We start from the raw sequence: 25,815 nt of genomic DNA on the forward strand, positions 1-25,815 counted from the left end.
CTCACACCTCCGATTCGTGAGCAGCATCGGGATGCTTGATCCGCCAGCAGATGCTCTGCACCTGGCGCACCGTGGTCAGCGCAAAGCCCACACAGGGGGCTGCATAAACGATCCACATGGGCACGCCGATAGCCGGAGAGGTTTGGCCGAGCATCATCTGGCGCTCGATGACCGTCCAACTGGTCCAGACAACGTACAGAGCGAAGACCAGAAACAGCATGTCCCCAAGAATCACGACCCAAGGGCGCGCCGGTCGCGGAAATAGCTTGAGCGCTGCATCGATCTTGATATGCCGCATTTCTCGCGCACCGTAGCTGATCCCTAGATAGATCAGCCAGATGAAAAAGTAGCGGGCGAGCTCCTCGGACCAGGAAAGGGACTCCCCCATGACATAACGCATAAATACCTGGACCGCGAGCAGCAACGTCATTGCCGACATCAGCACCACACAGATGGATATCTCGGCATACTCATCAAACCACGCAAGCACTTTCATCCACACTCTCCTGCGGCCACTGAAAAACAGTGCCGAGCCATAGCGTCACGAGATGTACAGACACCGTGAGGCTTGCCTGTAAAGGAAGGGTCGATCCTGAAGCCACCTGAAGGGCGCCATGACGCGGCGCCCTGGCACAGGCCTATTGGGCCAACACCTGATCGAGATATTGGGGATGGTCCATCTTCTGCTTGACCAGTCCATAGATGTCGGCCTGCATAGCGGCATCTCGCCACTGGGCCTTCTGCTCGCTCGTAATCTCTGTCACCGTCACGCCTTGCTCATCGAACCTTGCCAGAATCTCGCCCTCCAGCTCCTCGGAGCGCTGACGCTGATAGGTGGTCATCTCATCGATGGCGGCCTCCAGCACGTCACGCTGGTCCTGGCTCAGAGCGTTATAGGCATTAAGGTTCATGAACACGAGATACGGGGTATAGACATGCTGTGTCAGCGACACATGATCTTGCACTTCCTGCAAACGGTTACCGTCGATGATTCCCAGCGGATTTTCCTGAGCGTCGACCGTGCCCTGCTGTAACGCGGTAAACAGTTCCGTGAACGCCATCGGTGTCGGGTTGGCACCATAGGCGCGCCATGCGGCCAGATGGACCTCATTCTCCATGGTACGTACCTTCATGCCTTCCACATCGGCGGGTACCGCCACCACCTTTCCACTGTCGGTGAAGTTACGAAACCCGTTTTCCCAGAACGCCAGCCCCTTCAGGCCCTTGCTCTCAAGAGAGGCCAACAGCTGATCCCCCACCTCTCCGTCGAGCTCGGCATAGGTCCCCTCCTTGGACAGGAACAGGAAGGGCGCATCAAAGAGATAAAGGTCGGGAAACAGAGTGGCCATGGGACTGGTCGACGACAAACCAATATCGATGTCACCAAAGATGGTGCTCTCCACCACCACCCGGTCATCCCCCAGCTGGTTATCAGGAAAGATCGTGACCTCTAGATCACCACCGCTTCGCTCTTCTACCAGGCGCTTCAACTCATAGCTGGCGTCCTTGGCCGACACTGAAGTGACCGTGGACATACGTAGCGTCTCGGCCTGGGAGATAGCCGGCGTCATGGCCAACAGCGAACCGAGCATCGCGACCGACCTCACCCACCGGGGCTTGCAAGCTTTAGACATCGCCACTTCCTTCTTTCGCGTTAGAGTACGAGCCCGTCAGGCCCGAGAATGCCGCCAGGCGGCTTGTTACGACTCAGCGTGATGACACCCGCTATGTCGTCAGACGATTGACGGGCCACAGCACTGGCTCGCCTCGAGCAAACCGCACGGCCTCTTCCGCCACCTTGCGCTTGAGCTCAGCGGCCGCATCTTCCGAGTACCAGGCCATATGGGGGGTAATCAGACAGTGAGGGCTCGACCACAACCGGCTTGAGGGCTGCAGGGGTTCATGCTCTGTGGTGTCGATGCCCGCCCCCGCCACCTGCCCTGATGCCAGCGCATCGGCAAGGGCGTCTTCATCAATGATCCCGCCACGGGAGGTGTTGATGAGATAGACCCCTTCCTTCATTGAAGAAAGGGCGCTGGCATTGATCAGGTGATGAGTATCTGCTGTCAATGGGCAGAAAACGGCAATGACATCGGCGTCACTGTAAAGCTCTGGAAGCTCGGCACGCTGGATCAGCTCCGTTCCATCTTCTGCACATGGACGGCAGTAGGCGTCATAGCCCAGCACGTGGCACCCAAGAGCCTGCATCTTGCGCGCATATAGTCGCCCGATCCGTCCAAGACCGATCACACCGATGGTCAGCAAGGACAGTCGTCTCAGCGGGACCGCTTCGACATAATCCCAGCGCCCCTGGTGGCAAGCATGGTGCATTGGCACCAGCTTTCTCAGCAGGGCTAGCGTCAGCGCCAAGGCATGATCGGACACCTCGTGCATGCCATAGTCGGGCACATGACAGACTTGCACTCCGGCCTGCGTGGCAGCTGCTATATCGATATTGTTGACACCCACTCCATAACGGACGACTTGCTTCAGACGTGGCAATGCCTCGAACACCCGACGCGTAAAAGGGGCGTACTGGTTAAGTACGATATCGACGTCGCTAAGCTGCTCAATGACCTCCATCTCGCTACGGCAGCGAAACATCATCGCCGAGAGGCCAGCAGCAGAAAAGATACCGCTCTCGACCAGGTGATCGGCATGATCAAGGTCCGAGAAGGCGATCTGCACACTCCTCGTTCTAGCGTCCAAGGTAGCCACCATCGACCGGCAAGATGGCGCCATTGACGTAGTCGGAAGCGGAGGATGCCAGAAATAAAAGAGGCCCTTTCATGTCATCGCCAACGCCCCATCTTCCCGCGGGAATACGCTCTGTGATCCCGGTATTGCGAGCATGATCTGCCAGCAGGGCCGCATTCATCTCGGTCGCCATGTAACCTGGTGCAATGGCGTTGACGTTGACGCCTCGCCCAGCCCACTCGTTGGCCAGTGCCTTGGTCAACTGCATGACACCGCCCTTGCTGGCCGCATATGCAGGGACGGTATAGCCGCCGAAAAATGACAGCAGTGAGGCAATGTTGATGATTTTTCCACGCCGCTGATCAAGCATATGCCGCCCCGCAAGCTGACATAGCTCGAACACCGCCGTGAGGTTGACGTCGATTACCTCTTCAAAGGCTTCCAAGGGAAATTCTTCAGCGGGATAACGGCTCTGAATGCCCGCAGCATTCACCAGAATATCGAGCCGCCCGTCCAGTGCCTCTATGGCTGCTGCGAAGCCCTGGCGACGCTCATCGGTGCTCCTCAGGTCGGCCACGACACCGTGACAGGTGCTTGCCCCCCTCGCCAGATCTCGCGCTGAAGACAGCACGCCGTCATGACTGCCGATAATCACCACCTCGGCGCCCGCATCGAGCAGGGCATCTGCCATGCTGTAGCCAAGCCCTCGAGAGCCCCCGGTTACCAAGGCTCTATGACCTGCAAGATCAAATAGCGTCATGATTGACAGTCCACCAGCAGTTTGACGGTATGGATGGCGGGATCAGCGATCATGTCAAAGATGCTCGCCGAGCCTGATAGAGGAACGACCTGGGTGATCACCGGCGCCAGGGTGTCGGCCAACGCCTCAGCCAGCTCCACGGCACTGGCGAATTCCGCCAGGGTGTAGACTCGAGAACCGACCAATGTCAGCTCCTTGAAGTTGACGTCGATCAGCGATACCGGTGGCGGCGTCTTATGGGTAGCGGTGAGACAGAGCGTTCCTCCGACCCGGGCCAGAGCGGTCATCTCCAGGGCAGAGCTGGCCACCCCGGAACATTCGAAGACCACGTCCACGCCATCCCCTCCACTGACCTGCAGGACACGCTGCTGCAGACTCTCGATGCTGGCATCGACCGCGTCGAAGCCCATGCGTCGACACAGCTCGAGGCGAGATGAGTCAATGTCCGAGACAAGGATGCGCGACGCCCCAGCGTGACGCAGCACCACAGCAGTCAGTAAACCGATGGGGCCAGCCCCCATCACCACCGCTGTCTGCCCCAGAGTGAAGCGTGCTTGGTGAAGGGTGCGCACGACCACCGCCAATGGTTCGACCAGCGCCGCAATCTGATCCGGGAGCGTCTCGGGCACCCTGAACAGCACCTCATCATCGAGCCATAGATGGTCAGTCAGCCCTCCATCACGGTCGATGCCGATCAGCCTGAGATTGGCGCAGACATGTGGCGTGCCGTGACGACAGGGGTGACAGTCACCACACGACAGCAAGGGGTAGGCCACGACACGATCGCCGGGAACAAAGCGCGAGTGTTCGGGACATTCTTCGACCTGGCCTACGAACTCATGCCCCAGTATCAACGGCGCCTTGGCGCGTGGGTGCTTGCCAGAATAGATCCCGATGTCGGTGCCACAGATACCACATAGCAGCATTCGCACCTTTACCTTGGTGTCGCAGGGAACAGGCAAGGCGACCTGTTGAACTTCCACCTTCTCGGGCCCGGTATAAACCAATGCCTCCATACCCCCTCCTGTTCACTGTTCCTGTCGCACCCTTGTCCTAAAACTCCATGGGGCTGTGCTCAGCAGACCATGCTCAGCAGACCAAGCCCACAAGACCAGGCCTTACGGATCACGCTCGACAGGACAACGCTCGAGCAATGGCATCTGCTGTCCTTTTCACCTGACCGCCTAGTGCACGCATTCGCTGCTCGGGCATGAAGCTGATGACGCTGGTCACGCTCACCGCGGCGATGGACAGGCCGGCATGGTTCATCACCGCCGCCGACACGCAGCGGATGCCGTACTCGTTCTCCTCCCAGTCGTAGCTCCAGCCACGTTCATCGCTCTCGATCAGGTCTCGGTGGAGTTCGGCAAAGGTCTTTACCGGAGGAGCATCGTCTGCCGGAGAATGATGGCGCTGCCGTGAGGCGTGGTAGGACGGCCAGGAAGCAGGGTCGCGGGACGCCAGCATGGCCTTGCCCATTGCCGTGGCAAGAGCGGGCATGCGACATCCGCTGCGCGAACGCATCTCCAGGCTACGCTTGCCTGCCAGCTTGCACAGATAGAGCACGTCACTACCGTCAAGGACACCGAAGTGAACGGTGTCACGGGTATCATTGGCCAAGGCCTCCAGGAAGGGCCTGGCGATATCCACCAGAGGCTGCTGCTCAGCTGCCCGCTCTCCCAGCTCGATCAGCCTCGCTCCCAGGAAGTACCCCCTGTAAGGCACCTTATGCAAATAGCCTTCCCTGACCAGACTGGCCAAGGTCCGGGCGATCGTGCTGCGTGGAAGCTGCATCGTCTGCGCCAGCGCCTTGGGGGTCGATATGCCACGCGCGACGTACTGGAGGATCTCAAGCCCTCGACTAAGCGTCTGAGTCCCAGACCGCACGACCGGCCTGTCTCGCTGGTAGGTCAACTCGTCCATGGCACCTCCCTGAATTCACTCCATTCAAGGCAAGCCGTCATGCACGGTCAAATAGTCATCACCAAGACCACATAGTGGGACAAAGAGGGATTCAAAGGCGGGAAAAAGCTGCAAAAAACGCCAACGTCGAAAAAATCACCACCACCGGAGACGTCGGGCGTCACTGCTGCGTGCGAGATTACCTTGGACTCGTGCAGGCGATCGTCCCGCATGGAGACAAAAGTCGACATCAGCAGGTTCGCTGACGCTCATTTAAGCCAAATTATTTAGCCCTGCCGACCTGTCTGGCATGGTGCAGATCGTGCCGCCAGCGCCTCCGGCTCCGCTGGCCCCACGCTGATCAAGCCACCTCCACTACCCAGCCCCCCAAGCAAGGCTTGGGGGGCTAGAACTGGCTACGACAGGTTACTGGCCGCAGGGCCCAGCACCGCGATGGAGCGGTCCGCTACGCTGGCATATCGTTCGCCTTGGCATCGCGGGCCCACACCCGGTGGCCACGCATCGCTTCACGAAAATCGGCAAAGCACTGGTCGACACGATCCGCCGAGAACACGCCCTCTTCCGGTACCTCGATACCGGCACCCTGCAGCACCTTGGCACCGTCACCGAGAGCGGCGATAGGCTTGAGGTGCTTGTAGGCCTCCTGCACGTAGTAGAGGCCCAGGCCAGAGCCCGCCAGCGTCTTGGCGCTATCTTCACCCGGTGCCACCACGACAGCGTCCAGGGTCACCGAGGGCAGCCCATTGAGCATGGCATCCGGGGTCAGGGTGCCTCCTTGCAGGGTCTTTACCGCAGCCATCGACGGCGCAATGACCAACCCTTGAGCGCCTTCAGCCTCCAGACGCTGCTGTAAGGCTTCTACCTGCTCGCCATCGACACCATCGGCGGCCAGAATCGCCACCTTGCGATAGCGGATGTCGGGCTGTTCACGATGCAGCAGGCTCAGCGAAGGCGAACTATCCAACGATATCGTGCCAAGCTCTTCCTTGGCGGCGGGGGGATGATCCGGTGGTGTCACACCGTGCACCTCGCCGACCCGACGAGCCAGCGTCATATCGATATTGGGCAGAATCTCCCGAATCACCCGTTCCCGGATCCACGGTCGCTCCACCTTGGAAAGCTCAAAGGCGTAGGCCGCAATAATGTGCTCTTGCTCAACCGGCGTCTGGCTATGCCAGAACAGGCGAGCCTGGGAGTAGTGATCGCCGAAGGACTCGCTGCGTCCCCTGATCTTGTGGGCGTCGATGCGCTCGTGATAGCTCTCGTACCCGCCGTGTTCATCTGCAGGGGGCGTTTCACGGGGCCAACCATCGTCGATCGAGTTGGGCTCGTAGGACACCTGCCCCTTGTTGATGGTCTGACGGTGCGGCGCGTCACGCTGATGATTATGGAAGGGGCACACCGGCTGGTTGATCGGAATCTCGTGGAAGTTGGGGCCGCCCAGGCGCAGCATCTGGGTATCCAGGTAGGAGAACAGACGTCCCTGCAGCAGCGGGTCGTTGCTGAAGTCGATCCCTGGCACCACGTTGCCGGGGTTGAACGCCACCTGTTCGGTCTCGGCAAAATAGTTGTCTGGATTTCGATCCAGCACCATCTTGCCAATGGGAGTCACCGGCACCACTTCCTCGGGAATCAGTTTGGTCGGATCAAGAATGTCGAAGTCGAAGGCATGCTCATCCTCTTCCTCGACGACCTGTATGCCCAGCTCCCACTCCAGCACATCGCCGTTCTCGATATCGCCCCACATCTCGCGGCGATTGAAATCCGGGTCACGCCCCCAGAGCTTCTGCGCCTCGTCCCAGATCAACGAATGGGTACCGGCCAGCGGCTTCCAGTGAAACTTGACGAAGCGGGCCTTGCCACTGCGATCAATGAGCCGGAACGTATGAACGCCAAAGCCTTCCATATACCGATAGTGTCGAGGAAACGCCCGGTCTGACATGGTCCACAGCACCATGTGGGCGCTTTCAGGCATCAGCGAGACAAAGTCCCAGAAAGTGTCATGGGCGGACTGGCCCTGGGGAATCTCGTTGTGAGGCTCAGGCTTTACCGCATGCACCAGATCGGGGAACTTCATCGCGTCCTGAATAAAGAACACCGGCATGTTGTTGCCCACCAGATCCCAGTTGCCCTCGTCGGTGTAGAACTTGGTGGCAAAACCGCGCACATCACGCACGGTGTCATTGGAGCCCCGCGCCCCCTGCACGGTAGAAAAGCGCACGAACACCGGGGTCTTCTTGCCGGGATCCTTGAATAGCCCCGCCTTGGAATAGCGGGCTGCCGCCTCATAGGGCTGAAAGTAGCCGTGTGCCGCGGCGCCGCGAGCGTGGACGATACGCTCGGGGATGCGCTCGTGATCAAAGTGGTTCATCTTCTCGCGAAAGATGAAGTCTTCCATCAGGGTCGGCCCACGCTCGCCGGCCTTCAGCGAATTGTGGTTGTCCGCGATCCTTGTGCCCTGGTTAGTCCGTAGATCGTGGCCAGTGGCATCACTGCGGTAGGTCTCAAGGTTCTCTGACTTGCTGGTGGCAGTGGTACCACGCTCGGTGTCGTGAGCCTGGTCGCGATTCGAGGTGGTATGAGGGTTCTTCGCCATGACAAACACTCCATTGTTTGCTCGGGAAATATGCCTGCCGTCGCCGCTCATGCGACAACGTCTCGGCCGCTTGGCTGGGGGTCTCCCACCCCACAGCCAGGTCCGTTCCCTTATAGGCAAGCAGCGCGCATCGCTCAACAGATGGAAAAGCAACCTGCCGATCCGAGAGAGCACTCAGGGCAATAAATCCATAAAATTCATGAAGATAAAACCAATACAAAACATTAACATAAATTAGACAATTACAAACCCACACCTGCATTACGTTGCCTTACATCAGCTACGGGGACGGCTATCACACTTCAAATAAGTCATTACTGATATTCTGTTGCCGGCAAGTACCTCGCTACCGCCAGAAGCCAACTCCATAACGTAAGATAAGCAGGGACGACAGCATGAAAAGAATCCTACTGATCGCTACCGCGATGGCCGTTTTACTCTTGCAGGGGTGCGCAACAAGCCGCAGCACCGTGAATATTCCCGCGCCAGACCCTGCCACAGTCACCGCCACCCACGCGATGTCCGGTCCAAGCCTGTATATCCGCAACGTCACCGACCAGCGTCACTTCGAGGAAGCTCCGCGCAGCGCAGACATTCCCTCTCTGGGCTTCGAGGGCGCCACGGCAGCGACAGCGGAACGCAAGGCACGAGCCATTGGACGCAAGCGAAATGGCTTCGGAAAGGCCCTCGGCGACGTCCAGTTACCAGAAGGCACATCCGTCACCGACTTGATTCGCGCCTACGCCAGTGAGGGCTTCGAGGATGCCGGCTGGCACGTTGTCGCCCAGCCCGACGATGATGTCACGACGGTAGATATTGCGGTGACCCGTTTCTGGTCCTGGTTCCAACCGGGCTTCTGGGCCATTGCGCTGAATACCGATATCGAAACGGAGTTTGCTTTTTCCGATAAGCATGAGTTGTCGCCCATCCATGTGCATGTAAAAGACCACATGCAGGTGGCGGTCGATAGCGACTGGGTCGCCAACAATCAGCTGACTCTGGAGCGCTATCGCGAGGCTGTCGCTCAGCAGGCGGTCCCCTGAGACACACCCAAGCCCCCTGTCGAGCCTATTGGTGCCGGCCCGAGCCGCGCGGACGTTACCCTCTGTCTGTCTCTTCCGCCGAGCCCGGGCCATCCATTTAGGACATAAAACATGTGCTGATTATCGACATTCGAGTGGCGGTAATATTCTAAATAGACGCGCTTATTCGTCTATTTTCGACGAAATACTTGACTTAAGCTTACTTGGAGAGCCGCCCTTTTAACGATAAACTTCACTTTTTCGCTCAGGCGGATGTCAGGTATGAAACAACTACGCCTTAGTGAATGGTTAGGCTGGGCCCCGAGCCGTGATAGCCAGGCAAGGAATGCCTGCCTCCTGCCGCCCGAGAAACCAGGTTCCTCAGTGCCCAGCATGTTGCGACGCCGACTCGACACCCCCGGGCGCGCAACCTGCGACATCTTGAGCAAGCTTGACCCCGATGCGCGCTTTCCTCTCGTTCATGCGTCTCGCCATGGTGATGCCAACTTCACGCTAGCCATGTTGAAGTCCTTGGCCGATAGCGCCCCCCTTTCCCCCACCCGGTTTTCCATGTCGGTGCACAACGCCAACTTGGGCGTTCACGCTATCGCCAATCATCATCGCCGCCCCCTTCAGGCGTTGGGTGCCAGCGGTAACGAATTCAATGCCCTGCTATGGGAAGCGCAGGGCTATCTGGCGGAAGGCTACGAGGCCGTCGTCATCGTCTTCAGCGAGGGGGAACTGCCTGAGGACTACTCAGGCCTTGCCCCACATCCAGGCAGTGCCTGCGCCGTTGGACTCAGGTTATCTCATGACGATGGCAGAGCACTGGTACCTGTCACCAGTAGACGCTGCATAGCACCGACCCCGCTTGATGTGATCGACTGGCTGGGGGGACGTGTACCCATCCTGGACGCTGCTTCTGCCTGGCGCCTGGAGGAAGCATGACGCTGGATCAGTGGCGAAGGGGGCTTGGCACCTTGCTGTCGTTCGCTGCCTTTGGCGTTGGCGGCCTGGTCATCGGACTCGCCGTAGCGCCGTTGTTACGCCTTGGTGTGCGTCACCCTCAGCAACGCCAACGCGTCGCCCGCCAGCTGATCCAACAGGTCTTTCGCGCCTTCATTGCACTGATGAAGGGACTTGGTGTCCTCGACTACCGCCTGCAGGGAAGCGAACGGCTCAACCGAGGTGGTCATTTGATTGTGGCCAATCACCCCTCGTTGATAGACGTCGTCTTTCTGCTGGCCTACACCCCCAACGCCGACTGCATCGTCAAAGGCAGGCTCGCCACCAACCCATTTACTCGCGGGCCTATCCATGTCGCGGGCTATATCACCAATCGCGACCCCGAAGCCCTGTTAGAGGCCGCCAGACAGAGCCTCGCCCAGGGCAACTCGCTGATCCTGTTCCCCGAGGGCACCCGCACAACGCCAGGGCGCCCCATCAAGTTTCGCCGTGGGGGAGCCAATATCGCTCTACGCACCAGCAGCCCGATCACCCCAGTGCTGATCCAGTGCTCCCCGACCACCCTCACCAAGGGTGAACCCTGGTACCACATCCCACCGCGCAAGGTGCAGATGGACCTGCGTGTACTCGACGACCTGCCGACAGAGCGGGCGTCACATCTACCAACCAGCCAGCAGGCCCGCCACCTAACGCGGGAGCTAAGTGACTACTTCAACAGGGAACTGGAGCGCATTCACGATGAACCAAAGCGACGCGCTAGCGCTTGATTTGAAGCACATGATTATCGACACCCTCGAGCTCGAGGATGTCACCCCGGATGATATTGACGAACAAGCGCCCTTGTTTGGCGACGGTCTGGGGCTCGACTCCATCGACGCGCTGGAGCTCGGCCTGGCCCTGCAGAAGCGCTACGGCGTCACCCTGGATGCCGAAGCCGAAGACACCCGCCGCCACTTTGCGAGTCTTGCCGCGCTGAAGGCGCTGGTGGAGGAACGTCGTGTCGACTGAAGCCACTGTCAGCCGGGAGCAAATTCTGGCCCACGTTCAACGCACCCTGGTCGAGCTGTTCGAAGTCTCACCTGCCGAGGTGTCACCCGAAGCGAGACTCTACGAAGACCTGGATATCGATAGCATTGACGCCGTCGACCTGGTGGTCGAGCTGAAGCAGTTTACTGGCCGTCGCATCGACCCCGAAGCGTTCAAGTCCGTGCGCAGCATCGACGACGTGGTCAACGCCGTCGACCAGCTGATGCGAGGCTGAGGTCAGCGTTGCGTACGCGTACGGTTTCCGCCAAGGCGGTGACGATCGGGCTATCGCTGGCCTGGCCGTTCGCGGTGTGGGGGCTGTCTGGGATCCTCGGCCCTTGGCCGCTGCTGTTGACCGGCTGTGCACTGGTCGCCTGGCGGCTGCCTCAGGCTCGTGGCCTGGCAGCCATCGCCGCCCTGACGCTGCTGGCCCTGGGGCTGACCGTGGACGCCGAACTGGGCGTACGTGGCTACCCCGTCGCCGTCAATGCAGTGCTGCTGGCCACCTTTGCCCTCAGCCTGTGGCGCGGCATGCCTGTGGTAGAACGCTTGGCCAGATTGCAGGAGCCGAATCTACCGCCGGCCGGCGTGCGCTATACCCGAGTCGTGACGCAAGTCTGGTGCCTGTTCTTTGTGGTCAACGGCACCATCGCTGCCTGGACGGCAGCCTATGCAGACCTGGACGTCTGGACCCTGTACAACGGCGTCATCAGCTATGTCCTGATCGCCCTGATGTTTGCCGGTGAGTGGCTTTGCCGACGCCGGCTGCGGAGCCCCCCTCCATGACCCCCTTTTCTACCCACGCAATCCGCGCTGGGAGCGATTATCTCGGCCTGACGCAACGCCCTTGGCGACAGCCCGTGCAGAGCAATGGCGCGCTGACGGACGCCTGGTGTCACGCGCAGACGCTTGGACCTTCCATCGATGCATGGCGAACCTGGCTTGAGCCAAGGCCGAAAGGACGCTGGCTGTTGTTCGCCACGGACCCTGCTACCTTCACCGCCGCCCTGCTGGCATTGTGGGAAAGCGGGCAAAGCGCCCTGCTGCCTGGCGATGATCGACCAGCGACCCTGGAACGCCTGTCACCTCTGGTGGTTGGCCGCATACCCGCTGCACCTACCGCCACCCCCATCGCCACACCCACCGTGGCGGGCACCCAGGACAACACTGCAGCGACCTCGCGCGTGGCGCTATCGTCCCCCGACGCCGGCCTTCCCCTCGAGGGTGAAGCGGTGGTGCTATGTACCTCCGGCTCCACGGGGCAGCCCAGCCTTGTGGCGAAGTCCTTCCGTCAACTGGACGAGGAACTAAGCCGTCATGCCAGCCTATGGCCCCTGACCGGTCGCGCCGTGATCAGCCAGGTAAGCCATCAGCATATCTATGGCTTGTTGACCGGTATCCTGTCGCCGCTCTGTCACAACGTCCCCTTCTGTGGCAATGACAGTCGCTATCCCGAGGTGATGGCCCAGCGAGCGAGCGAGTCCTCACATATCGGACTGACCAACCGCTTGGTCACCAGTCCCGCTCAGCTATCGCGGCTGCCCCAGCACCTGGCCCTGGAGCACCAGCGCATCACCGACGTCTTCAGCTCTGGCGCCCCCCTGGCGCTTACGGACGCCATGCGCTGCGAGCAGCTGCTGAACGCCCCGGTCATCGAGATCTACGGCAGCACCGAGACCGGCGGCATCGCCTATCGCCAGCAGTCGCGACACGACGCCTGGCGGCCATTTCCCGGCATCGAGCTGGATCTCGATGACAGCACCCTTCGTCTGCGCTCACCCTTTCTCCCCCACCCTGACCAATGGTGGGAACAAGCCGACCGCGTCGAACGTGACGGCGAGGGCTTCCGCCTGCTGGGACGTCGCGACCGGCTGGCCAAGGTCGGCGGCAAGCGCATATCGCTGACGGCACTGGAACAGCGCTTGTGCGAGCTTCAGCACGTTGATGATGCTCGGTGCGTGGACCTCGACCTGCGCGATGGCCGCCTTGGTGTGGTGGTCGCCATGGCTGGCGACGCCCTGCCACAGGAGCATGAACCACGCCGGCGCTTGATCGCATCATTGCGTGAACACCTTGGCGCAGCGCTCGAACCATCGGCCATGCCCCGCTACTGGCGCTTCGTCGAGGCGCTGCCGCTCAATCCTCAAGGCAAGCATGATCAAGCCGCCCTGCGCCGCTTCTTCGACGACCTCACTGATGACCGTCAGCCCCGCTGGCTGGGGGCTCAAGGCCAGGATTCACAATGGCATCTGACCCTTGAGGTACCGGAGCGACTGCGCTATCTGGAAGGCCACTTCGAAGGCTTTCCCCTGGTGCCAGGAGTGGTGCTGGTGCAATGGGCTATTCAGCATGGCCGTGAGGTATTTTCCGACCTGGGCCGGTTTCGCGGCGTGGACCGCCTCAAGTTCCAGAAGGTCGTGCGCCCCGGCCAGCGCCTGACGCTCAGCCTCCAACGTCGCGCCGACGGTATCGGCTTTACCTACGACTCGGCACAGGGGCGCCACGCCTCAGGCAGGGTTCGCCTGGAGGCTCGGGATGAGTGAGCTTCGCCCCTGCGCCCTGATACCGGTCTACAACCACCCGGACACCGTCGCCGGAGTGGTAGAGCGACTCGCCCGCCACGAGCTGCCGATCATTCTGGTAGATGACGGTTGTGACGCAGGATGTCGCCGCGAGCTCGAGCGCCTGGCGTCCCTGGGCCACACGCTGGTGACCCATGCCGACAATCGTGGCAAGGGCGCGGCGGTGCGCAGCGGCCTCATCGAAGCCGAGCGTCTGGGCTATACCCACGCATTGCAAGTCGATGCCGACGGCCAGCATCACCCGGCGGATATCCCTGCCTTCCTCGATGCCATGTACCAGTCGCCTCGCCGACTGCTGGCAGGATACGCCTGCTATGACGAAAGCGTGCCCAAGGCTCGTCGCTACGGCCGTTACGCCACCCATGTGTGGGTCTGGATCAACACCCTGTCACGCCACATTCGTGACTCCATGTGCGGGGTCCGCCTCTACCCGGTCACACAGGTCAACTCGCTGTTGCGCCGCCACCCTTGCGGCAATCGCATGACCTTCGATACCGAGGTACTCGTACGCTGGTACTGGGCAGGGGGCGAGCTCGCCAATCTACCCGTGCGGGTGCACTATCCCGAGCAGGGCGTCAGCCACTTCGCGGTATGGCGTGACAACACCCAGATCAGTCTGATGCACGCCCGACTGTTCTTGGCCATGTGGCCACGCCTGCCACGCCTGCTGCGACGTCATTGGAGGCAGCCATGAGCCTCGGCCTCAAGCGCCAGCGCCACTGGGCCACCATTGGCGAGCGCGGCACCCTGGGCGGAATGCTGTTCATGGTGTGGCTCAGACGCTTCGGCGACTGGCCCTTTCAGCTCGTGCTGTGGCCGGTCATCCTGTGGTACTACCTGACGCACCGCACGGCCAGGCGAGCCTCCCAGGACTATCTCTCACGCCTTGATCCCCCCTTGGCAGGACACCCTGTGCGACTGCGGGCACGCAGTGTTCGGCATTTCCTGTGCTTTGGCCGCTCGCTCATGGACAAGGTCGCCGCCTGGAACGGCGAGTATCCTCCGTCAAGGCTCTCGGGGGCCGGCGTCAGCCACTTCACCAAAGCAGTCGATGAAGGACAGGGCGGGCTCATTGTGGTCGCTCACCACGGCAATCTCGATATCGTCAACGCCTTGAGCGAATGCCATCCGGCGCTGGACCTGATCGTCATCATGCACACGCCCAACGCCCGCAAGTTCAATGCGCTGCTGGAGCGCGCCACCGGACGACGCCGACCCGAGATCCTTGAGGTCAACGAGATTTCGCCGTCCAGCGCTCAGCGTCTGGATGCACGTATCCGTGCAGGGGGCTTTGTGGTCATCGCAGCCGACCGTGTTCCGCCCCGCCAGGGGCGTACCCGTGAGCTCGACTTTCTCGATGCCAAGGCGCCTTTCCCGGAAGGCCCCTTCCTGCTCGCCAGCCTGCTCCGCTGCCGGGTCTACCGGCTAGCCTGCGTGCGCCAGAGCGACGGTTTCCTGGTCGATTTCGATCTGCTCGACGATGCCAGCCAGGTGGGACGTCGAGAGCGTGCCGCCTGGATTTCTGCCGCCATGCAGCGCCACTGCAGCGACCTGGCCTGGCGCGTCCAACGCCATCCGTTGCAATGGTTCAACTTTTTCCCTTTCTGGACTGCCGACGAGACCAATGACCATGTCCCACCCCGCTGAGTCGACTGCCCCCTTGGTCCTGGATGGCGCAGCCCTGACGCTGGAAGATGTTCTCGCCGTCGCTCAGCGCCGCCGTGGCATCGTGCTGTCGCCGTGCCCTGAATTTCGCGCCCGCATCGAGCGTGGACAGCGTTTTCTCGCGCAACTGCTGGAAGAAGACGGTGTGGTCTACGGCGTCACCACCGGCTACGGCGACGCCTGCACCCGGCCGGTGGCCCACGACGACATCGATGACTTGCCGCGCCAGCTATATACCTTTCATGGCTGCGGCATGGGCCAGACACTCGATGCCGAGGCGGCCAGGGCCGTGGTACTGGTGCGACTGGTATCCCTTTGCCAGGGCGTGTCGGGGGTCAGTGTCGAGCTGCTGGAGCGCCTCTCATGGTTGCTGGAACATGATGTGCTTCCGCTGATCCCCGAGGAGGGCTCCGTCGGCGCCAGCGGCGACCTGACACCGCTGTCTTACTTGGCGGCGGTACTGTGCGGCGAGCGCGAGGTCATCGACAACGGCGTCCAGCGTCCCGCCGCCGAGGCCCTTGCCGAGCGTGGACTGGCCCCTTATCGGCTCAAGCCCAAGGAAGGCCTCGCGCTGATGAATGGCACGGCGGTCATGACCGCACTGGGGTGCCTGGCCTTCGCCCGTTGCGCCTATCTGGCGCAACTCTCGACACGCATTACCGCGTTATCGGTCCAGGCGCTGGACGGCAATCCCTATCACTTCGACGCCGACCTGTTCGCGGCCAAGCCGCACCCAGGCCAGCAGGAGGTGGCCGCAAGGCTGCGCCTGGATCTACATGCACCGCGCACACCACGAAACTCACCGCGCCTGCAGGATCGCTACTCGACCCGCTGCGCGCCCCATGTGATCGGCGTGGTCGAGGATGCCCTGCCCTGGTGGCGCCAGTTTCTGACCAATGAATTGAACAGCGCCAACGACAACCCGCTTGTCGACGCCAGTGTAGGAAAGGTCATGCACGGGGGGCATTTCTACGGTGGCCACGTGGCCTTTGTCATGGACAGCCTGAAGCAGGCCACCGCTAACCTTGCCGACCTTCTTGATCGCCAGCTGGCCCTGCTGGTGGACAGCCGCTACAACCACGGTCTGCCGAGCAACCTGAGCGGCGCCAGCGCCTCAAGGCTGGCCCTCAATCATGGCTACAAGGCCGTACAGATAGGTGCCTCGGCCTGGACCGCTGAAGCGCTCAAGCTGACCATGCCCGCCAGCGTCTTTTCACGCTCCACCGAGTGCCACAACCAGGACAAGGTCAGCATGGGCACCATCGCTGCCCGGGATGCACTGCGCATCCTGACCCTGGTGGAACAGGTCGCCGCTGCGACCCTGCATGCAGCAGCACAGGGAGTCGAGCTACGCAGTCGTGTTGGCAACACCAGCGCCATCCCGGAGCGGCTGTCGGCTTTCCTGGATGAACTGCGCCGTGATATCGCACCGCTGGAGGAGGACCGCGCCCTGGACACCGACCTCAACCATCTGTGTACGCTGATACGCCGCCGCCATTGGAGCCTGTATGACGCCTGATGCTCGCCCCCTGCCCAGGGCCAGTGTGGCCCTTGAGGTCCCGTTCCACGACGTCGACATGATGGAGGTCGCCTGGCACGGGCACTATGTGCGCTATCTCGAGATTGCCCGCTGCCGTCTGCTCGACGCCATCGACTACAACTACCCGCAGATGAAGGCGTCCGGCTTCGCCTGGCCCATCATCGATCTGAGGCTGCGCTACGCCGCCCCGGCACGCTTCGGTCAACACCTGAACGTCGAGGCTCGACTCAGCGAGTGGGAACATCGTCTCAAGATCGACTACACCATTCGCTGCGCCGAGACCGCCAAACGCCTGACCCGAGCCTGGTCAGTGCAGGTCGCGGTAGGGCTTGGCGATGGCGAAATGCGCCTGGCGTCACCGCCCGTTCTGAGCGAGCGGATCCTTGCCTGGCAAGAGGCACAGTCATGAACCGAAAGACCCAGGCCGAACCCCATGGTGGCAGGTTCCTGGCTGGCATAGCGTGGGCTAAAGCGACGTCCCGGCTGACGGTGCTGATGCTCGCAACCAGCGCCAGCGCGATCGCTGCGCCACCCGACCTGACGCAGCTCAGCCGCCATTTGAGCCAGGACCCACCCGCCTGCGTCAGCTTTGATCAGCGGCGTTGGATGGCGGATCTTGAGACGGAGCTACCGAGCACCGGTTATTTCCGTCGCCAGTCAACGGGGCTGGTCTGGCAGACACTGACACCGATTCAGGACAGGCTGGTGCTATCTGCCGAAAACCCGGACCTGGCGACGGGCATGAAGGCCCTGCTGCCCGTCCTGACAGGCCTTTTCGACGGCAACTGGACAGCCCTGGAGCAACACTTCAGCGTGACGCTGTCCGGGCGCCTCGACGCCTGGCAGGCCACCTTGTCACCCAAGGACGCCGCCATCGCGGAGCGCCTTGAGTCCATAGCGCTGAAGGGCGACGAGCTGGTGTCCTCACTGGTCGTCCGCTTCACCGACGGAGACCGCCTCAGCCTGGCCCTGTCGCCGCTACCCTGCCCGCCGCGAGCACCCGGAGCATGAGCACTTCGCGCGCCCCTTCCCGGGGCCTCAGCGCCGCCGCACTGCTGCGCAGGGGCTGGGGACTGGTCCTGCTGGCCTGCGTCATCCTGCTGGCGCTGCAGGTACTGCGAGGGGGAGCGCTGGATACGCGCATTACCGCACTGCTGCCTGATTCACCGCAAGGACAGCTGATCAGTGCGGCCGACCAGCGTCTCTCCACCATCTTCGAGCGACGTTTCGTGCTGCTGGTGAACGGCTCGTCGCCGGCGGCGCAGGCGACGGCTGTCGAGCAGCTTCGCCACGCACTGACGGATAGCGGCATCGTCGCGACCCTCGATAGCCAATCGCCACCAAGGCCCGACCAAAGCCTGTCAGCCTACCGCTATCGACTGCTAACTGACGCCCTGGCCGATGCTGACGCCGAAGCGTGGCGTCAGCGCGGCCTCACGCGGCTCTTCACTCCAGGCCTCGACGCCAATCTGGCGCAGGACCCATTCGGCTTGCTCGACGCCTGGCTGCAGTCCCGCTTCCAGGGCCCGGTCAGCTGGCGCCCCGGAGGCCCGGTGGTGATCACCGACCAGGCCGAATGGAGCCTGATCAGTGGTACCTTGACGGACAGCCCCTACGCCATGGATCTACAGCACCGCCTGGCTGCAGTGCTCGAAGGTGCTCACCAGGCACACCCCGAGCTGACCATCCTGCGAGCGGGTCTGGTGTTTCACGCCGCCGCCGGCGCCCAGCAGGCCAGTCAGGAGATCGCGACCATCGGCCTCGGTTCGCTGCTCGGCATCCTGGCGCTGCTGGCACTGGTCTTTCGGCGGCCCCGAGCGATTGCCCTGCTGCTGCTGCCGGTGGCCACCGGACTGCTCTTTGCCAGCGCCCTGACCTGGCTGATCTTCGATACACTCAACCTGATCACCCTGGCCTTCGGTGCCAGCCTGATCGGGCTTTCCGTCGACTACGCCTTGCACCTGCAGTGCGCCCGCCAGCTCAACCCTCAGCGTCCGTTATGCCAGCTCTGGCCAGGACTCGCGCTGGGCCTGGGCTCCAGCCTATGCGCTTATCTGGTACAACTGGCCACCCCGTTGCCGGGCCTGCGCCAGATGGCCACCTTCACCGCCTTGGGACTCATCGGCGCCTGGCTGAGCGTGCGCCTGTGGCTCCCCTGTGTCCCGGTCCAGCCGCATCCGGCCACCGCGGCCATCGCCCTGCGACTTGACCGGTGGCGCCCGCGTACCCACTCCCGCTGGAAGTATCTATTGCTGGTGCTGCTGCTGGCAGCTGCCGCCGCACTAGCGCTGACCAGGGGCAGCACCAGTCATGACCTGCGACAGCTCAACCCGTCACCGGCAGCGTTGATCAACGAGCAGCAGCGCGTACAAGCTCTGCTTGAGCGTCCCGCCAGCTTCCGCTATCTGCTCGTCACCGCCACCTCGACCGACGCACTGCTGACGCGCCTGGACCAACTCAGCGAACCGCTCGCCAGGCTGCAGCGGCAGGGCCACCTGTCGTCTTTCCGCCATCTTGCCCAGACAGTGCCCCCGGCTAGCGCTCAGGACAACGCCCTGGCCCAGGTGCAAGAGCGCTATGCCGAGGCCTTGCCAGAACTGCTGACCGCGGCCGGATTACCGGGCGCGCTCCAGGATCGAGTACGCCAACGCCTGGACGACGTGCCCATCCTGACGCCCAGCGCCTGGCTGGCAACTTCCGCCGGAGAAGCCGACCGTGCGCTCTGGCTCGACGGTCTCGACTCACCCGCCGCGCTGATCATGCTGGGTGATGTCGACGCCAGTGCGACTACCGCTCTGCACCAGCTCGCCGAGGCAGAGGACGTGATCTACCGCGACCGTGTCGCCGCACTCTCGCAGCAGCTCGCCTTGCTCAGCGCCGAGCTGGTGCGCTGGCTGGCAGTGGCGCTGGCGCTGCTGATACTGGTGTTCGGCGTACGCTATCGCCGCAACGTCTGGCGCGCCCTGCTGCCCCCCGTGGGCGCAGTGTTGATCACCCTGGGAATCTTTGCGCTGCACCAGACACCGCTGACGCTGTTCCACCTGCTGGGACTACTGCTGGTGCTCGGGATCGGGCTGGATGCGGGAATCTTCAGCACTGAACACCGAGAGGATCCTGGCGCCTGGTTAGCCATCAGCCTGTCCTGCGCCTCGAGTCTCCTGGCCTTTGGCTTGCTGGCATTCAGTGCAACGCCAGCCCTGCATTTTCTCGGGCAGACCTGCCTGATTGGACTGATCGCCGCCTGGTGCCTGGTCCCCTTGGCCCGAGGCGCAAGAGCACGCGCCGACGATGCCTTTCATCATGGTGTCGCAGGAGGCGACGCCCACGAACCGGAGAACGCATCCCATGGAAGAACGACCTGAAACCGACATCGCCATCATCGGTGCTGGACCCTCCGGTGCGGCAGCGGCCGCCTGGCTGGCTCGCAAGGGCTATTCGGTCAGGGTGCTGGAGCGCACCCATTTTCCGCGTTTCGTGATCGGCGAGAGCCTGCTGCCCCAGTGCATGGTTCACCTGGACCGCTGCGGTCTGCTCGACGCCGCCAAGGCGGGTGCCTATCAAGCCAAGAATGGTGCCGCCTTCTGTCGTGGTGAGGACTATGCCGCCATCGACTTCCGGGACAAGTTCAGTCAAGGGCCTGGCACTACCTGGCAAGTGCCGCGGGAAGACTTCGACCGGCGCCTGATCGAGGGTGCCCAAGCCGCAGGGGCCCGGGTTGACTTCGGTGTCAGCGTCACTGGCTTTCACGCGGATGCGATCAGGCCACGGCTGAGCTGCGTCGACGACAGCGGTCAATCTTTCGACGTGGATGCCCGCTTTGTGCTCGATGCCAGCGGCTATGGCCGTGTGCTGGCACGTCTCGAGGCGCTGGATCGCCCATCCGACCTCCCCCCACGCTGCGCCTTGTTTACCCATGTCGAGGACCATATTGATCCGGCGCTCCACGACCGTGAGAAGATCCTGATTGGCGTTCACCCCGAACACGCTGGAGTCTGGTACTGGCTGATACCGTTTCGTGATGGACGCGCATCGGTGGGCGTCGTCGCAAGTCCTGAACAGCTTGCACAGGCAGGTGACAACGACGAGCAGCGACTGTGGTCGATGCTGGCACAGGAGCCCCGCTACGCGCGGCTGCTCAAGGCAGCAACCGCCACACGCGAGGTCCAGCGAATCAGCGGCTACTCCGCCGACATTCGCCGCCTGCACGGTCCGGGCTTTGCCATTCTTGGCAACGCGGGGGAGTTTCTCGACCCGGTGTTTTCTTCCGGTGTCACCATCGCCCTGGACTCCGCCCTGCGCGCGGCGCCCCTTGTCGCACGCCAGCTGGAGGGCGAGACGATCGACTGGCAGCGTGAGTTTGAACACCCCTTGCGCCAGGGGGTGGCCACCTTCCGCGAGTTCGTCGACGCCTGGTACGACGGCCGCTTGCCTCGCGTCATCTTCCATCCCGACCAGCAGCCCCGGGTCCGCCAGATGATTGCCTCGGTCCTGGCCGGTTACGCGTGGGATACTGACAACCCCTTCGTGGCCGCCAGTCGCCGACGCCTCACGAGTCTTGCCGAACGCTGCAAGCTGGACAGCGAGGCGGCGATACCGTGAGCCTGACGATCGTACCCACACCCCGCGCAAGGCAAGCCTGTTGCCCGAGCAAGCGGCCCCCCTTCGCCGAGCGAAAGAGACTGCGCGCGGCGCTGGGACGCTTGGGTCTTGTTGCTGCCCTGGGACTGCTATCACTGCTGGGCGGCTGCGCGCAGGGCCCCGGCATAGCGCCCATGCCGAGTCTCGACGGTCTGGAACCGGTCAGCGCTCAGACCCAGCGACTGACGTTCGTGCATCAGGGTGAGCGTCGAGAGCTTATCGGGGTACTACGCCATGATCATCGGCAGTTGCAGCTGGCCCTGCTTAGCCTGCAAGGCCAGCGACTGTTGACCCTGACGCAGGACGCCGAAGGGGCGCGCTTTGCACCAGGAGCCGTCTTTACCCCGCCGTTCAGCGCCGACTGGCTGGCCAGTCGCCTGAGCTTTAGCCTGTGGCCGCAACAGCGACTGCACGAGGCCTTTGCAGGTAGTGACTGGTCGCTGGTTCAGCAGGACAATGCACGCAGCATCTATTTTCGAGATCAGTTGGTCGTTGGCGTCAAGATGACGCCAGCCTGCCATGTGATTCATGATATCGAGGCCAACTACTGGCTTAGTGTCTCGAGGCTGGGATCCTCACCGGCTCCCGCTACCCGAACTCCCGACACAACAATCAACCACCGTGCAGCGACTGATTTACCATGCCCCTCGACGTGACACCCACGCAGACATTCTGCCGACTCCATGCGCCGGCACTGGTCTGCCCGCTAGGGGATGATCTTGAGACCATCGCCTCGCGGCTGTTCAGCGGCACCCGTGGCCTTGTGCTCAGTGATGAGCACAGCCCTGGACGCCCACTATGGCTGGGCGCCGTGACGTCCCCCCTGCCGGATGATAGCGACTGGCCAGCGCGCCACCGTTCGCGCAACAACCGCTTGCTGGACGCCGCCTTCGAGCGACTCATCCCGCTGCTGGACGCCTATCTGGAGACACATCCACAGGCGCGCCTGGGTATCGTGCTGGGCACCAGCACCTCAGGCATCGGCGAAACCGAGCGCGCGGTCGCACAGCGCGCTGAAACGGGCCACTGGCCTGAAGACTTTCACTACGCTCGCCACGAGATCGGCGCGCCGTCCGACTTCCTGGCCTGGCGTATCGCCAACGCTCGGCCAAACGTCACTGTCGTCACTGCCTACACCCTCTCGACCGCCTGCACCTCCAGTGCCAAGGCCCTGACCAGCGCCAGGCGGATGCTCAAGGCGGGGCTTTGTGATGTCGTCATCGCAGGTGGCGCCGACAGTTTATGCGGCCTTACCGTAAACGGATTTTCTGCCCTTGAGGCGGTCAGCAACCACCCCTGCCAGCCCTTCGCGGAGCAGCGTGACGGCATCAACCTGGGCGAGGGGGCTGCGCTGTTCCTGGTCAGCGGCGAGCCGGGTGGCATCCAGCTCAGTGGCTACGGGGAGACCAGCGATGCCCACCACATTTCTGCGCCGCGGCCCGACGGTGAGGGAGCCCTGAATGCCATGCAAGCCGCTCTGGAGATGGCAGGCCTCACACCGGCCGACATCGACTATCTGAACCTCCATGGCACCGCGACCCGACAGAACGATGCCATGGAGTCCCGCGCCGTGAGCCAGGCCTTTCCCGCAGGGGTTGCCTGTGGCTCGACCAAGAGCCTGACCGGCCACACCCTGGGCGCTTGCGGCGCTCTCGAAGCGGCCTTCTGCTGGCTCGCCATGCAGCATGACCGGTGCCCGCCTCACCTGGATGCCGCCGATCCGACGCTGCCGCAGCTAGCGCTATGCCAGGCACTGCCATCCGCTCACACCCGGGTTCGCCGCACGCTATCCAACGCCTTCGCCTTTGGCGGCAACAATATTTCTCTCGTGATGGAGCGTACGTCATGACACTCCCCCCTTGTGCCGAGGCTACCGGCATGTCATCGAAGGCCACTCCCGAGCAGGCCACTGACCTTGACGTGGCTGAGGAGCGCTTTCCGCCGATCGCCGAGCTGGTGCCTCACCAGGCCAGCATGTGTCTGCTCGACCAGGTTGTGGAGATCGGCGAGGAGCACCTGGTGGCCAGCGTCACTCCACGGCATCACGATCCTTTTGCCGACGACCAGGGTATTCCTGGCTGGGTGGGCCTGGAGTGGCTGGCCCAAGCGATTGCGGCCTGGTCCGGCCAGGCCGCAAGACAACACGGAGACACGCCGCGTATCGGCTTCCTGCTGGGCTCCCGACACTACCATTGCGACGTCGAGCACTTCTGCTTCGATCTCCCGATCACCGTCAAGATCGTGCTCGACTATCGCGCCGACAATGGGCTAGGTGCCTTTCGCGGCGAACTCAGCGGGGCCACTGGCCTGACGCTGGCCAGCGCCACCCTGAATGTCTTTCAGCCCGACAGCGCCGACGCCCTGTCAGCCATGTTCGAGGACGCCACGCCATGACCGATACCCTGCTCGTCACCGGTTCCAGCCGGGGCATCGGCCGCGCCATCGCTCTGCGACTTGCCCGGGATGGTTTCGATATCGTGGTTCATTGCCGCAGCCGCCAAGATGCCGCCGAAGACGTCGCCGAGCTCATCCGCCGCCAGGGCCGACAGGCACGGGTACTGTGCTTCGACGTGACCGACCGCGCGGCCACTCGGGCGGCGCTGGAACATGACATGGAGACCCATGGTGCCTACTACGGCGTGGTACTGAACGCTGGCATCACGGCCGATGGCGCCTTTCCGGCACTGACCGACAATGACTGGGACAGCGTCATCGACACTGGCCTCAACGGCTTCTACAACGTGGTCAAACCGATCAGCATGCCGATGATACGTCGGCGCAAGCCTGGCCGTATTGTGGTCATGTCCTCGGTCTCCGGGGTCATGGGCAACCGCGGGCAGGTCAACTACAGCGCGGCCAAGGCCGGGCTGATTGGCGCAGTGAAAGCGCTGGCCGTCGAACTGGCCAAGCGCAGGATCACGGTCAATGCGGTGGCACCTGGATTGATCGACACTGACATGACAGAAGACCTGGCAAGTGACGAGGCAATGAAGGCGATACCGATGCGCCGAACTGGGCGAGTCGAAGAGGTGGCTGCCGCCGTGAGCTTCCTGTGCTCCGAGGACGCAGGCTATATCACTCGCCAGGTGATAGGCGTCAACGGAGGGCTATGCTGATGCATCATCACGGACATCGCGCCGACGGCCTGGGGCGTCGCGTGGCAGTGACCGGCATGGCCGGCTTCTCGCCAGTCGGCAACGATTGGGAAACCATCAAGGCACGCCTGCTGCGCGGCGAAAACGGCATCCGTCATCTGCCCGAGTGGGCCGTCTATGAAGGTCTCAACACCCGCCTGGGTGCCCCGGTAGAAACCTTCGACTTGCCTGCGCACTATCATCGCAAGGCCCTGCGCAGCATGGGTCGCGGGGCCCGTATGGCCACTCGCGCCAGCGAGCTGGCACTGGAGGATGCGGGGCTTGCTGACAGCCCATTGCTGGGGAGTGGCGAGATGGGCATCGCCTATGGCGCATCAGCCGGTGAGCCAGATGCCGTTGCCGATTTCGGCAACATGCTAATCAACAAGTCCACAGACGGCCTCAACGCCAACTCCTACATTCGCATGATGGCCCACACCGCTCCGGTCAATATCGGGGTCTTTCTCGGCGTACGCGGGCGCATTCATACCACCTCCAGCGCCTGCACCTCGGGCAGCCAGGGTATCGGCTACGCCTACGAAGCGATTCGTTTCGGCCGCCAGAAGGCGATGATCGCAGGTGGCTGCGAAGAACTTTCCGCATCGGAAGCCGCGGTGTTCGACACCCTGTTCGCCACCAGCACCCGCAACGATTCGCCGCAGGCAACACCGAGGCCCTTTGACCGCGATCGCGACGGTCTGGTCATCGGCGAGGGCGCCGGCAGCCTTATCCTTGAGGACCTGGAACACGCCCTGGCTCGTGGCGCCCATATCTACGCTGAGGTGGTCGGTTTTGGCACCAACAGCGACGGTCGCCATGTTACCCAACCGGATGCCAGCATGATGGAAGGCGCTATTCGCGGTGCGCTTGCCGATGCAGCGCTTGACCCCTCCCATATCGGCTACGTCAGCGCACATGGCACCGCGACCGATCGCGGTGATGTCGCCGAAAGCAAGGCGACTCAGGCAGTGTTCGGCAAGCACCAGCCGATCAGCGCCTTCAAGAGCTTCACCGGTCACACCCTGGGGGCCTGCGGCGCACTTGAGGCCTGGGTCGCCATCGAGATGATGCGCGACGGCTGGTTCCATCCCACCCTCAATCTCGAGAATCCGGACCCCGACTGTGCTGAGCTCGACTACCTGCGTGGCGAGGGCAGGCATATGCAGTGTGAATACGTGATGAGCAACAACTTTGCCTTCGGTGGCATCAACACGTCGCTCATTTTCCGCCGCTGGTAATGACGCGACCGCGCGGGGCCAACGGCCT

26 protein-coding genes are annotated in these 25,815 nt (G+C 62.5%); 19 read left to right on the forward strand and 7 right to left on the reverse strand.

What is annotated here, in order from left to right; all coding sequences use genetic code 11:
• Nucleotide 1 precedes the first annotated feature (1 nt).
• The 7 genes from JF545_RS16865 to katE form a co-directional block, all read right to left on the reverse strand.
• Complete coding sequence (locus JF545_RS16865; RefSeq protein ID WP_206944008.1) at nt 2-496, reverse strand: TRAP transporter small permease; 495 nt, start codon at nt 494-496, stop codon at nt 2-4.
• Nucleotides 497-638: 142 nt separating this feature from the next.
• Nucleotides 639-1,634, reverse strand: a complete 996-nt coding sequence (locus JF545_RS16870) for a DctP family TRAP transporter solute-binding subunit (protein WP_206944009.1) — start codon at nt 1,632-1,634, stop codon at nt 639-641.
• 91 nt (nt 1,635-1,725) lie between these two features.
• Nucleotides 1,726-2,688, reverse strand: a complete 963-nt coding sequence (locus JF545_RS16875) for an NAD(P)-dependent oxidoreductase (protein WP_206944011.1) — start codon at nt 2,686-2,688, stop codon at nt 1,726-1,728.
• Nucleotides 2,689-2,698: 10 nt separating this feature from the next.
• Nucleotides 2,699-3,457: an SDR family NAD(P)-dependent oxidoreductase gene (locus tag JF545_RS16880; protein ID WP_206944013.1), complete on the reverse strand. Its 759-nt coding sequence runs from the start codon at nt 3,455-3,457 to the stop codon at nt 2,699-2,701.
• Nucleotides 3,454-4,473, reverse strand: a complete 1,020-nt coding sequence (locus JF545_RS16885) for a zinc-dependent alcohol dehydrogenase (protein ID WP_206944015.1) — start codon at nt 4,471-4,473, stop codon at nt 3,454-3,456. Before JF545_RS16885 ends, JF545_RS16880 begins: the two co-directional genes overlap by 4 nt.
• A 109-nt stretch (nt 4,474-4,582) precedes the next feature.
• The gene (locus tag JF545_RS16890; RefSeq protein WP_206944017.1) at nt 4,583-5,380 is read right to left on the reverse strand and encodes an IclR family transcriptional regulator; all 798 of its coding nucleotides are present in this window, start codon (nt 5,378-5,380) and stop codon (nt 4,583-4,585) included.
• Between the two features lie 445 nt (nt 5,381-5,825).
• Nucleotides 5,826-7,976: a catalase HPII gene (katE, locus tag JF545_RS16895; RefSeq protein WP_206944018.1), complete on the reverse strand. Its 2,151-nt coding sequence runs from the start codon at nt 7,974-7,976 to the stop codon at nt 5,826-5,828.
• Nucleotides 7,977-8,371: 395 nt separating this feature from the next.
• Here katE and JF545_RS16900 point away from each other — a divergent pair, with 395 nt between their 5' ends.
• The 19 genes from JF545_RS16900 (at nt 8,372) to JF545_RS16990 (ending at nt 25,787) form a co-directional block, all read left to right on the forward strand.
• Complete coding sequence (locus tag JF545_RS16900; protein ID WP_206944019.1) at nt 8,372-9,019, forward strand: hypothetical protein; 648 nt, start codon at nt 8,372-8,374, stop codon at nt 9,017-9,019.
• A 261-nt stretch (nt 9,020-9,280) separates the two neighbouring features.
• Complete coding sequence (locus JF545_RS16905; protein WP_206944020.1) at nt 9,281-9,946, forward strand: beta-ketoacyl synthase chain length factor; 666 nt, start codon at nt 9,281-9,283, stop codon at nt 9,944-9,946.
• Nucleotides 9,943-10,731: a lysophospholipid acyltransferase family protein gene (locus tag JF545_RS16910; RefSeq protein ID WP_206944021.1), complete on the forward strand. Its 789-nt coding sequence runs from the start codon at nt 9,943-9,945 to the stop codon at nt 10,729-10,731. The genes JF545_RS16905 and JF545_RS16910 overlap by 4 nt, the downstream gene beginning before the upstream one ends.
• Entirely contained in the window at nt 10,703-10,972 is a 270-nt protein-coding gene (locus JF545_RS16915) for a phosphopantetheine-binding protein (RefSeq protein ID WP_206944022.1), read from the forward strand. The genes JF545_RS16910 and JF545_RS16915 overlap by 29 nt, the downstream gene beginning before the upstream one ends.
• Nucleotides 10,962-11,225, forward strand: coding sequence for an acyl carrier protein (locus tag JF545_RS16920; protein WP_206944023.1), 264 nt, complete (start codon nt 10,962-10,964; stop codon nt 11,223-11,225). The genes JF545_RS16915 and JF545_RS16920 overlap by 11 nt, the downstream gene beginning before the upstream one ends.
• Nucleotides 11,226-11,233: 8 nt before the next feature.
• Nucleotides 11,234-11,776 (forward strand): hypothetical protein, encoded by a 543-nt coding sequence (locus JF545_RS16925; protein WP_242520935.1) that lies wholly within the window; start codon nt 11,234-11,236, stop codon nt 11,774-11,776.
• Nucleotides 11,773-13,533 carry an AMP-binding protein gene (locus JF545_RS16930; protein ID WP_206944024.1) on the forward strand — a complete coding sequence of 587 codons (1,761 nt, stop codon included), beginning with the start codon at nt 11,773-11,775 and terminating at the stop codon, nt 13,531-13,533. Before JF545_RS16925 ends, JF545_RS16930 begins: the two co-directional genes overlap by 4 nt.
• Nucleotides 13,526-14,266, forward strand: coding sequence for a glycosyltransferase family 2 protein (locus JF545_RS16935; protein ID WP_206944026.1), 741 nt, complete (start codon nt 13,526-13,528; stop codon nt 14,264-14,266). Before JF545_RS16930 ends, JF545_RS16935 begins: the two co-directional genes overlap by 8 nt.
• The gene (locus tag JF545_RS16940; protein WP_206944028.1) at nt 14,263-15,219 is read left to right on the forward strand and encodes a glycosyl transferase; all 957 of its coding nucleotides are present in this window, start codon (nt 14,263-14,265) and stop codon (nt 15,217-15,219) included. Before JF545_RS16935 ends, JF545_RS16940 begins: the two co-directional genes overlap by 4 nt.
• Entirely contained in the window at nt 15,203-16,756 is a 1,554-nt protein-coding gene (locus JF545_RS16945) for an HAL/PAL/TAL family ammonia-lyase (protein WP_206944030.1), read from the forward strand. The genes JF545_RS16940 and JF545_RS16945 overlap by 17 nt, the downstream gene beginning before the upstream one ends.
• On the forward strand, nt 16,746-17,186 hold the full coding sequence (locus JF545_RS16950) for an acyl-CoA thioesterase (protein WP_206944032.1): 441 nt from the start codon (nt 16,746-16,748) through the stop codon (nt 17,184-17,186). The genes JF545_RS16945 and JF545_RS16950 overlap by 11 nt, the downstream gene beginning before the upstream one ends.
• The gene (locus tag JF545_RS16955; protein WP_206944033.1) at nt 17,183-17,788 is read left to right on the forward strand and encodes a LolA family protein; all 606 of its coding nucleotides are present in this window, start codon (nt 17,183-17,185) and stop codon (nt 17,786-17,788) included. Before JF545_RS16950 ends, JF545_RS16955 begins: the two co-directional genes overlap by 4 nt.
• Complete coding sequence (locus JF545_RS16960) at nt 17,785-20,139, forward strand: MMPL family transporter (RefSeq protein WP_206944034.1); 2,355 nt, start codon at nt 17,785-17,787, stop codon at nt 20,137-20,139. The genes JF545_RS16955 and JF545_RS16960 overlap by 4 nt, the downstream gene beginning before the upstream one ends.
• Complete coding sequence (locus JF545_RS16965) at nt 20,123-21,376, forward strand: NAD(P)/FAD-dependent oxidoreductase (protein WP_224852147.1); 1,254 nt, start codon at nt 20,123-20,125, stop codon at nt 21,374-21,376. The genes JF545_RS16960 and JF545_RS16965 overlap by 17 nt, the downstream gene beginning before the upstream one ends.
• Nucleotides 21,373-22,071, forward strand: coding sequence for a DUF3261 domain-containing protein (locus tag JF545_RS16970; RefSeq protein WP_315857920.1), 699 nt, complete (start codon nt 21,373-21,375; stop codon nt 22,069-22,071). Before JF545_RS16965 ends, JF545_RS16970 begins: the two co-directional genes overlap by 4 nt.
• Entirely contained in the window at nt 22,056-23,264 is a 1,209-nt protein-coding gene (locus tag JF545_RS16975; RefSeq protein WP_206944035.1) for a beta-ketoacyl-ACP synthase, read from the forward strand. The genes JF545_RS16970 and JF545_RS16975 overlap by 16 nt, the downstream gene beginning before the upstream one ends.
• Complete coding sequence (locus JF545_RS16980; protein ID WP_242520936.1) at nt 23,261-23,809, forward strand: hotdog family protein; 549 nt, start codon at nt 23,261-23,263, stop codon at nt 23,807-23,809. The genes JF545_RS16975 and JF545_RS16980 overlap by 4 nt, the downstream gene beginning before the upstream one ends.
• Complete coding sequence (fabG, locus tag JF545_RS16985) at nt 23,806-24,531, forward strand: 3-oxoacyl-ACP reductase FabG (RefSeq protein ID WP_206944036.1); 726 nt, start codon at nt 23,806-23,808, stop codon at nt 24,529-24,531. The genes JF545_RS16980 and fabG overlap by 4 nt, the downstream gene beginning before the upstream one ends.
• Complete coding sequence (locus JF545_RS16990; RefSeq protein ID WP_206944037.1) at nt 24,531-25,787, forward strand: beta-ketoacyl-ACP synthase; 1,257 nt, start codon at nt 24,531-24,533, stop codon at nt 25,785-25,787. The genes fabG and JF545_RS16990 overlap by 1 nt, the downstream gene beginning before the upstream one ends.
• Nucleotides 25,788-25,815: the final 28 nt, after the last annotated feature.

Source organism: Halomonas litopenaei, from assembly GCF_017303055.1.
Lineage (GTDB): Bacteria > Pseudomonadota > Gammaproteobacteria > Pseudomonadales > Halomonadaceae > Halomonas > Halomonas litopenaei_A.

Excerpts from the sequence above, each read along its gene's own strand:
- JF545_RS16865 (WP_206944008.1), bottom strand. The coding sequence starts at position 496 with ATGAAAGTGCTTGCGTGGTTTGATGAGTATGCCGAGATATCCATCTGT.
- JF545_RS16870 (WP_206944009.1), bottom strand. The coding sequence starts at position 1,634 with ATGTCTAAAGCTTGCAAGCCCCGGTGGGTGAGGTCGGTCGCGATGCTC.
- JF545_RS16880 (WP_206944013.1), bottom strand. The coding sequence starts at position 3,457 with ATGACGCTATTTGATCTTGCAGGTCATAGAGCCTTGGTAACCGGGGGC.
- JF545_RS16885 (WP_206944015.1), bottom strand. The coding sequence starts at position 4,473 with ATGGAGGCATTGGTTTATACCGGGCCCGAGAAGGTGGAAGTTCAACAG.
- JF545_RS16890 (WP_206944017.1), bottom strand. The coding sequence starts at position 5,380 with ATGGACGAGTTGACCTACCAGCGAGACAGGCCGGTCGTGCGGTCTGGG.
- katE (WP_206944018.1), bottom strand. The coding sequence starts at position 7,976 with ATGGCGAAGAACCCTCATACCACCTCGAATCGCGACCAGGCTCACGAC.
- JF545_RS16900 (WP_206944019.1), top strand. The coding sequence starts at position 8,372 with ATGAAAAGAATCCTACTGATCGCTACCGCGATGGCCGTTTTACTCTTG.
- JF545_RS16905 (WP_206944020.1), top strand. The coding sequence starts at position 9,281 with ATGAAACAACTACGCCTTAGTGAATGGTTAGGCTGGGCCCCGAGCCGT.
- JF545_RS16910 (WP_206944021.1), top strand. The coding sequence starts at position 9,943 with ATGACGCTGGATCAGTGGCGAAGGGGGCTTGGCACCTTGCTGTCGTTC.
- JF545_RS16915 (WP_206944022.1), top strand. The coding sequence starts at position 10,703 with ATGAACCAAAGCGACGCGCTAGCGCTTGATTTGAAGCACATGATTATC.
- JF545_RS16930 (WP_206944024.1), top strand. The coding sequence starts at position 11,773 with ATGACCCCCTTTTCTACCCACGCAATCCGCGCTGGGAGCGATTATCTC.
- JF545_RS16935 (WP_206944026.1), top strand. The coding sequence starts at position 13,526 with ATGAGTGAGCTTCGCCCCTGCGCCCTGATACCGGTCTACAACCACCCG.
- JF545_RS16940 (WP_206944028.1), top strand. The coding sequence starts at position 14,263 with ATGAGCCTCGGCCTCAAGCGCCAGCGCCACTGGGCCACCATTGGCGAG.
- JF545_RS16945 (WP_206944030.1), top strand. The coding sequence starts at position 15,203 with ATGTCCCACCCCGCTGAGTCGACTGCCCCCTTGGTCCTGGATGGCGCA.
- JF545_RS16950 (WP_206944032.1), top strand. The coding sequence starts at position 16,746 with ATGACGCCTGATGCTCGCCCCCTGCCCAGGGCCAGTGTGGCCCTTGAG.
- JF545_RS16955 (WP_206944033.1), top strand. The coding sequence starts at position 17,183 with ATGAACCGAAAGACCCAGGCCGAACCCCATGGTGGCAGGTTCCTGGCT.
- JF545_RS16960 (WP_206944034.1), top strand. The coding sequence starts at position 17,785 with ATGAGCACTTCGCGCGCCCCTTCCCGGGGCCTCAGCGCCGCCGCACTG.
- JF545_RS16965 (WP_224852147.1), top strand. The coding sequence starts at position 20,123 with ATGGAAGAACGACCTGAAACCGACATCGCCATCATCGGTGCTGGACCC.
- JF545_RS16975 (WP_206944035.1), top strand. The coding sequence starts at position 22,056 with ATGCCCCTCGACGTGACACCCACGCAGACATTCTGCCGACTCCATGCG.
- JF545_RS16980 (WP_242520936.1), top strand. The coding sequence starts at position 23,261 with ATGACACTCCCCCCTTGTGCCGAGGCTACCGGCATGTCATCGAAGGCC.
- fabG (WP_206944036.1), top strand. The coding sequence starts at position 23,806 with ATGACCGATACCCTGCTCGTCACCGGTTCCAGCCGGGGCATCGGCCGC.
- JF545_RS16990 (WP_206944037.1), top strand. The coding sequence starts at position 24,531 with ATGCATCATCACGGACATCGCGCCGACGGCCTGGGGCGTCGCGTGGCA.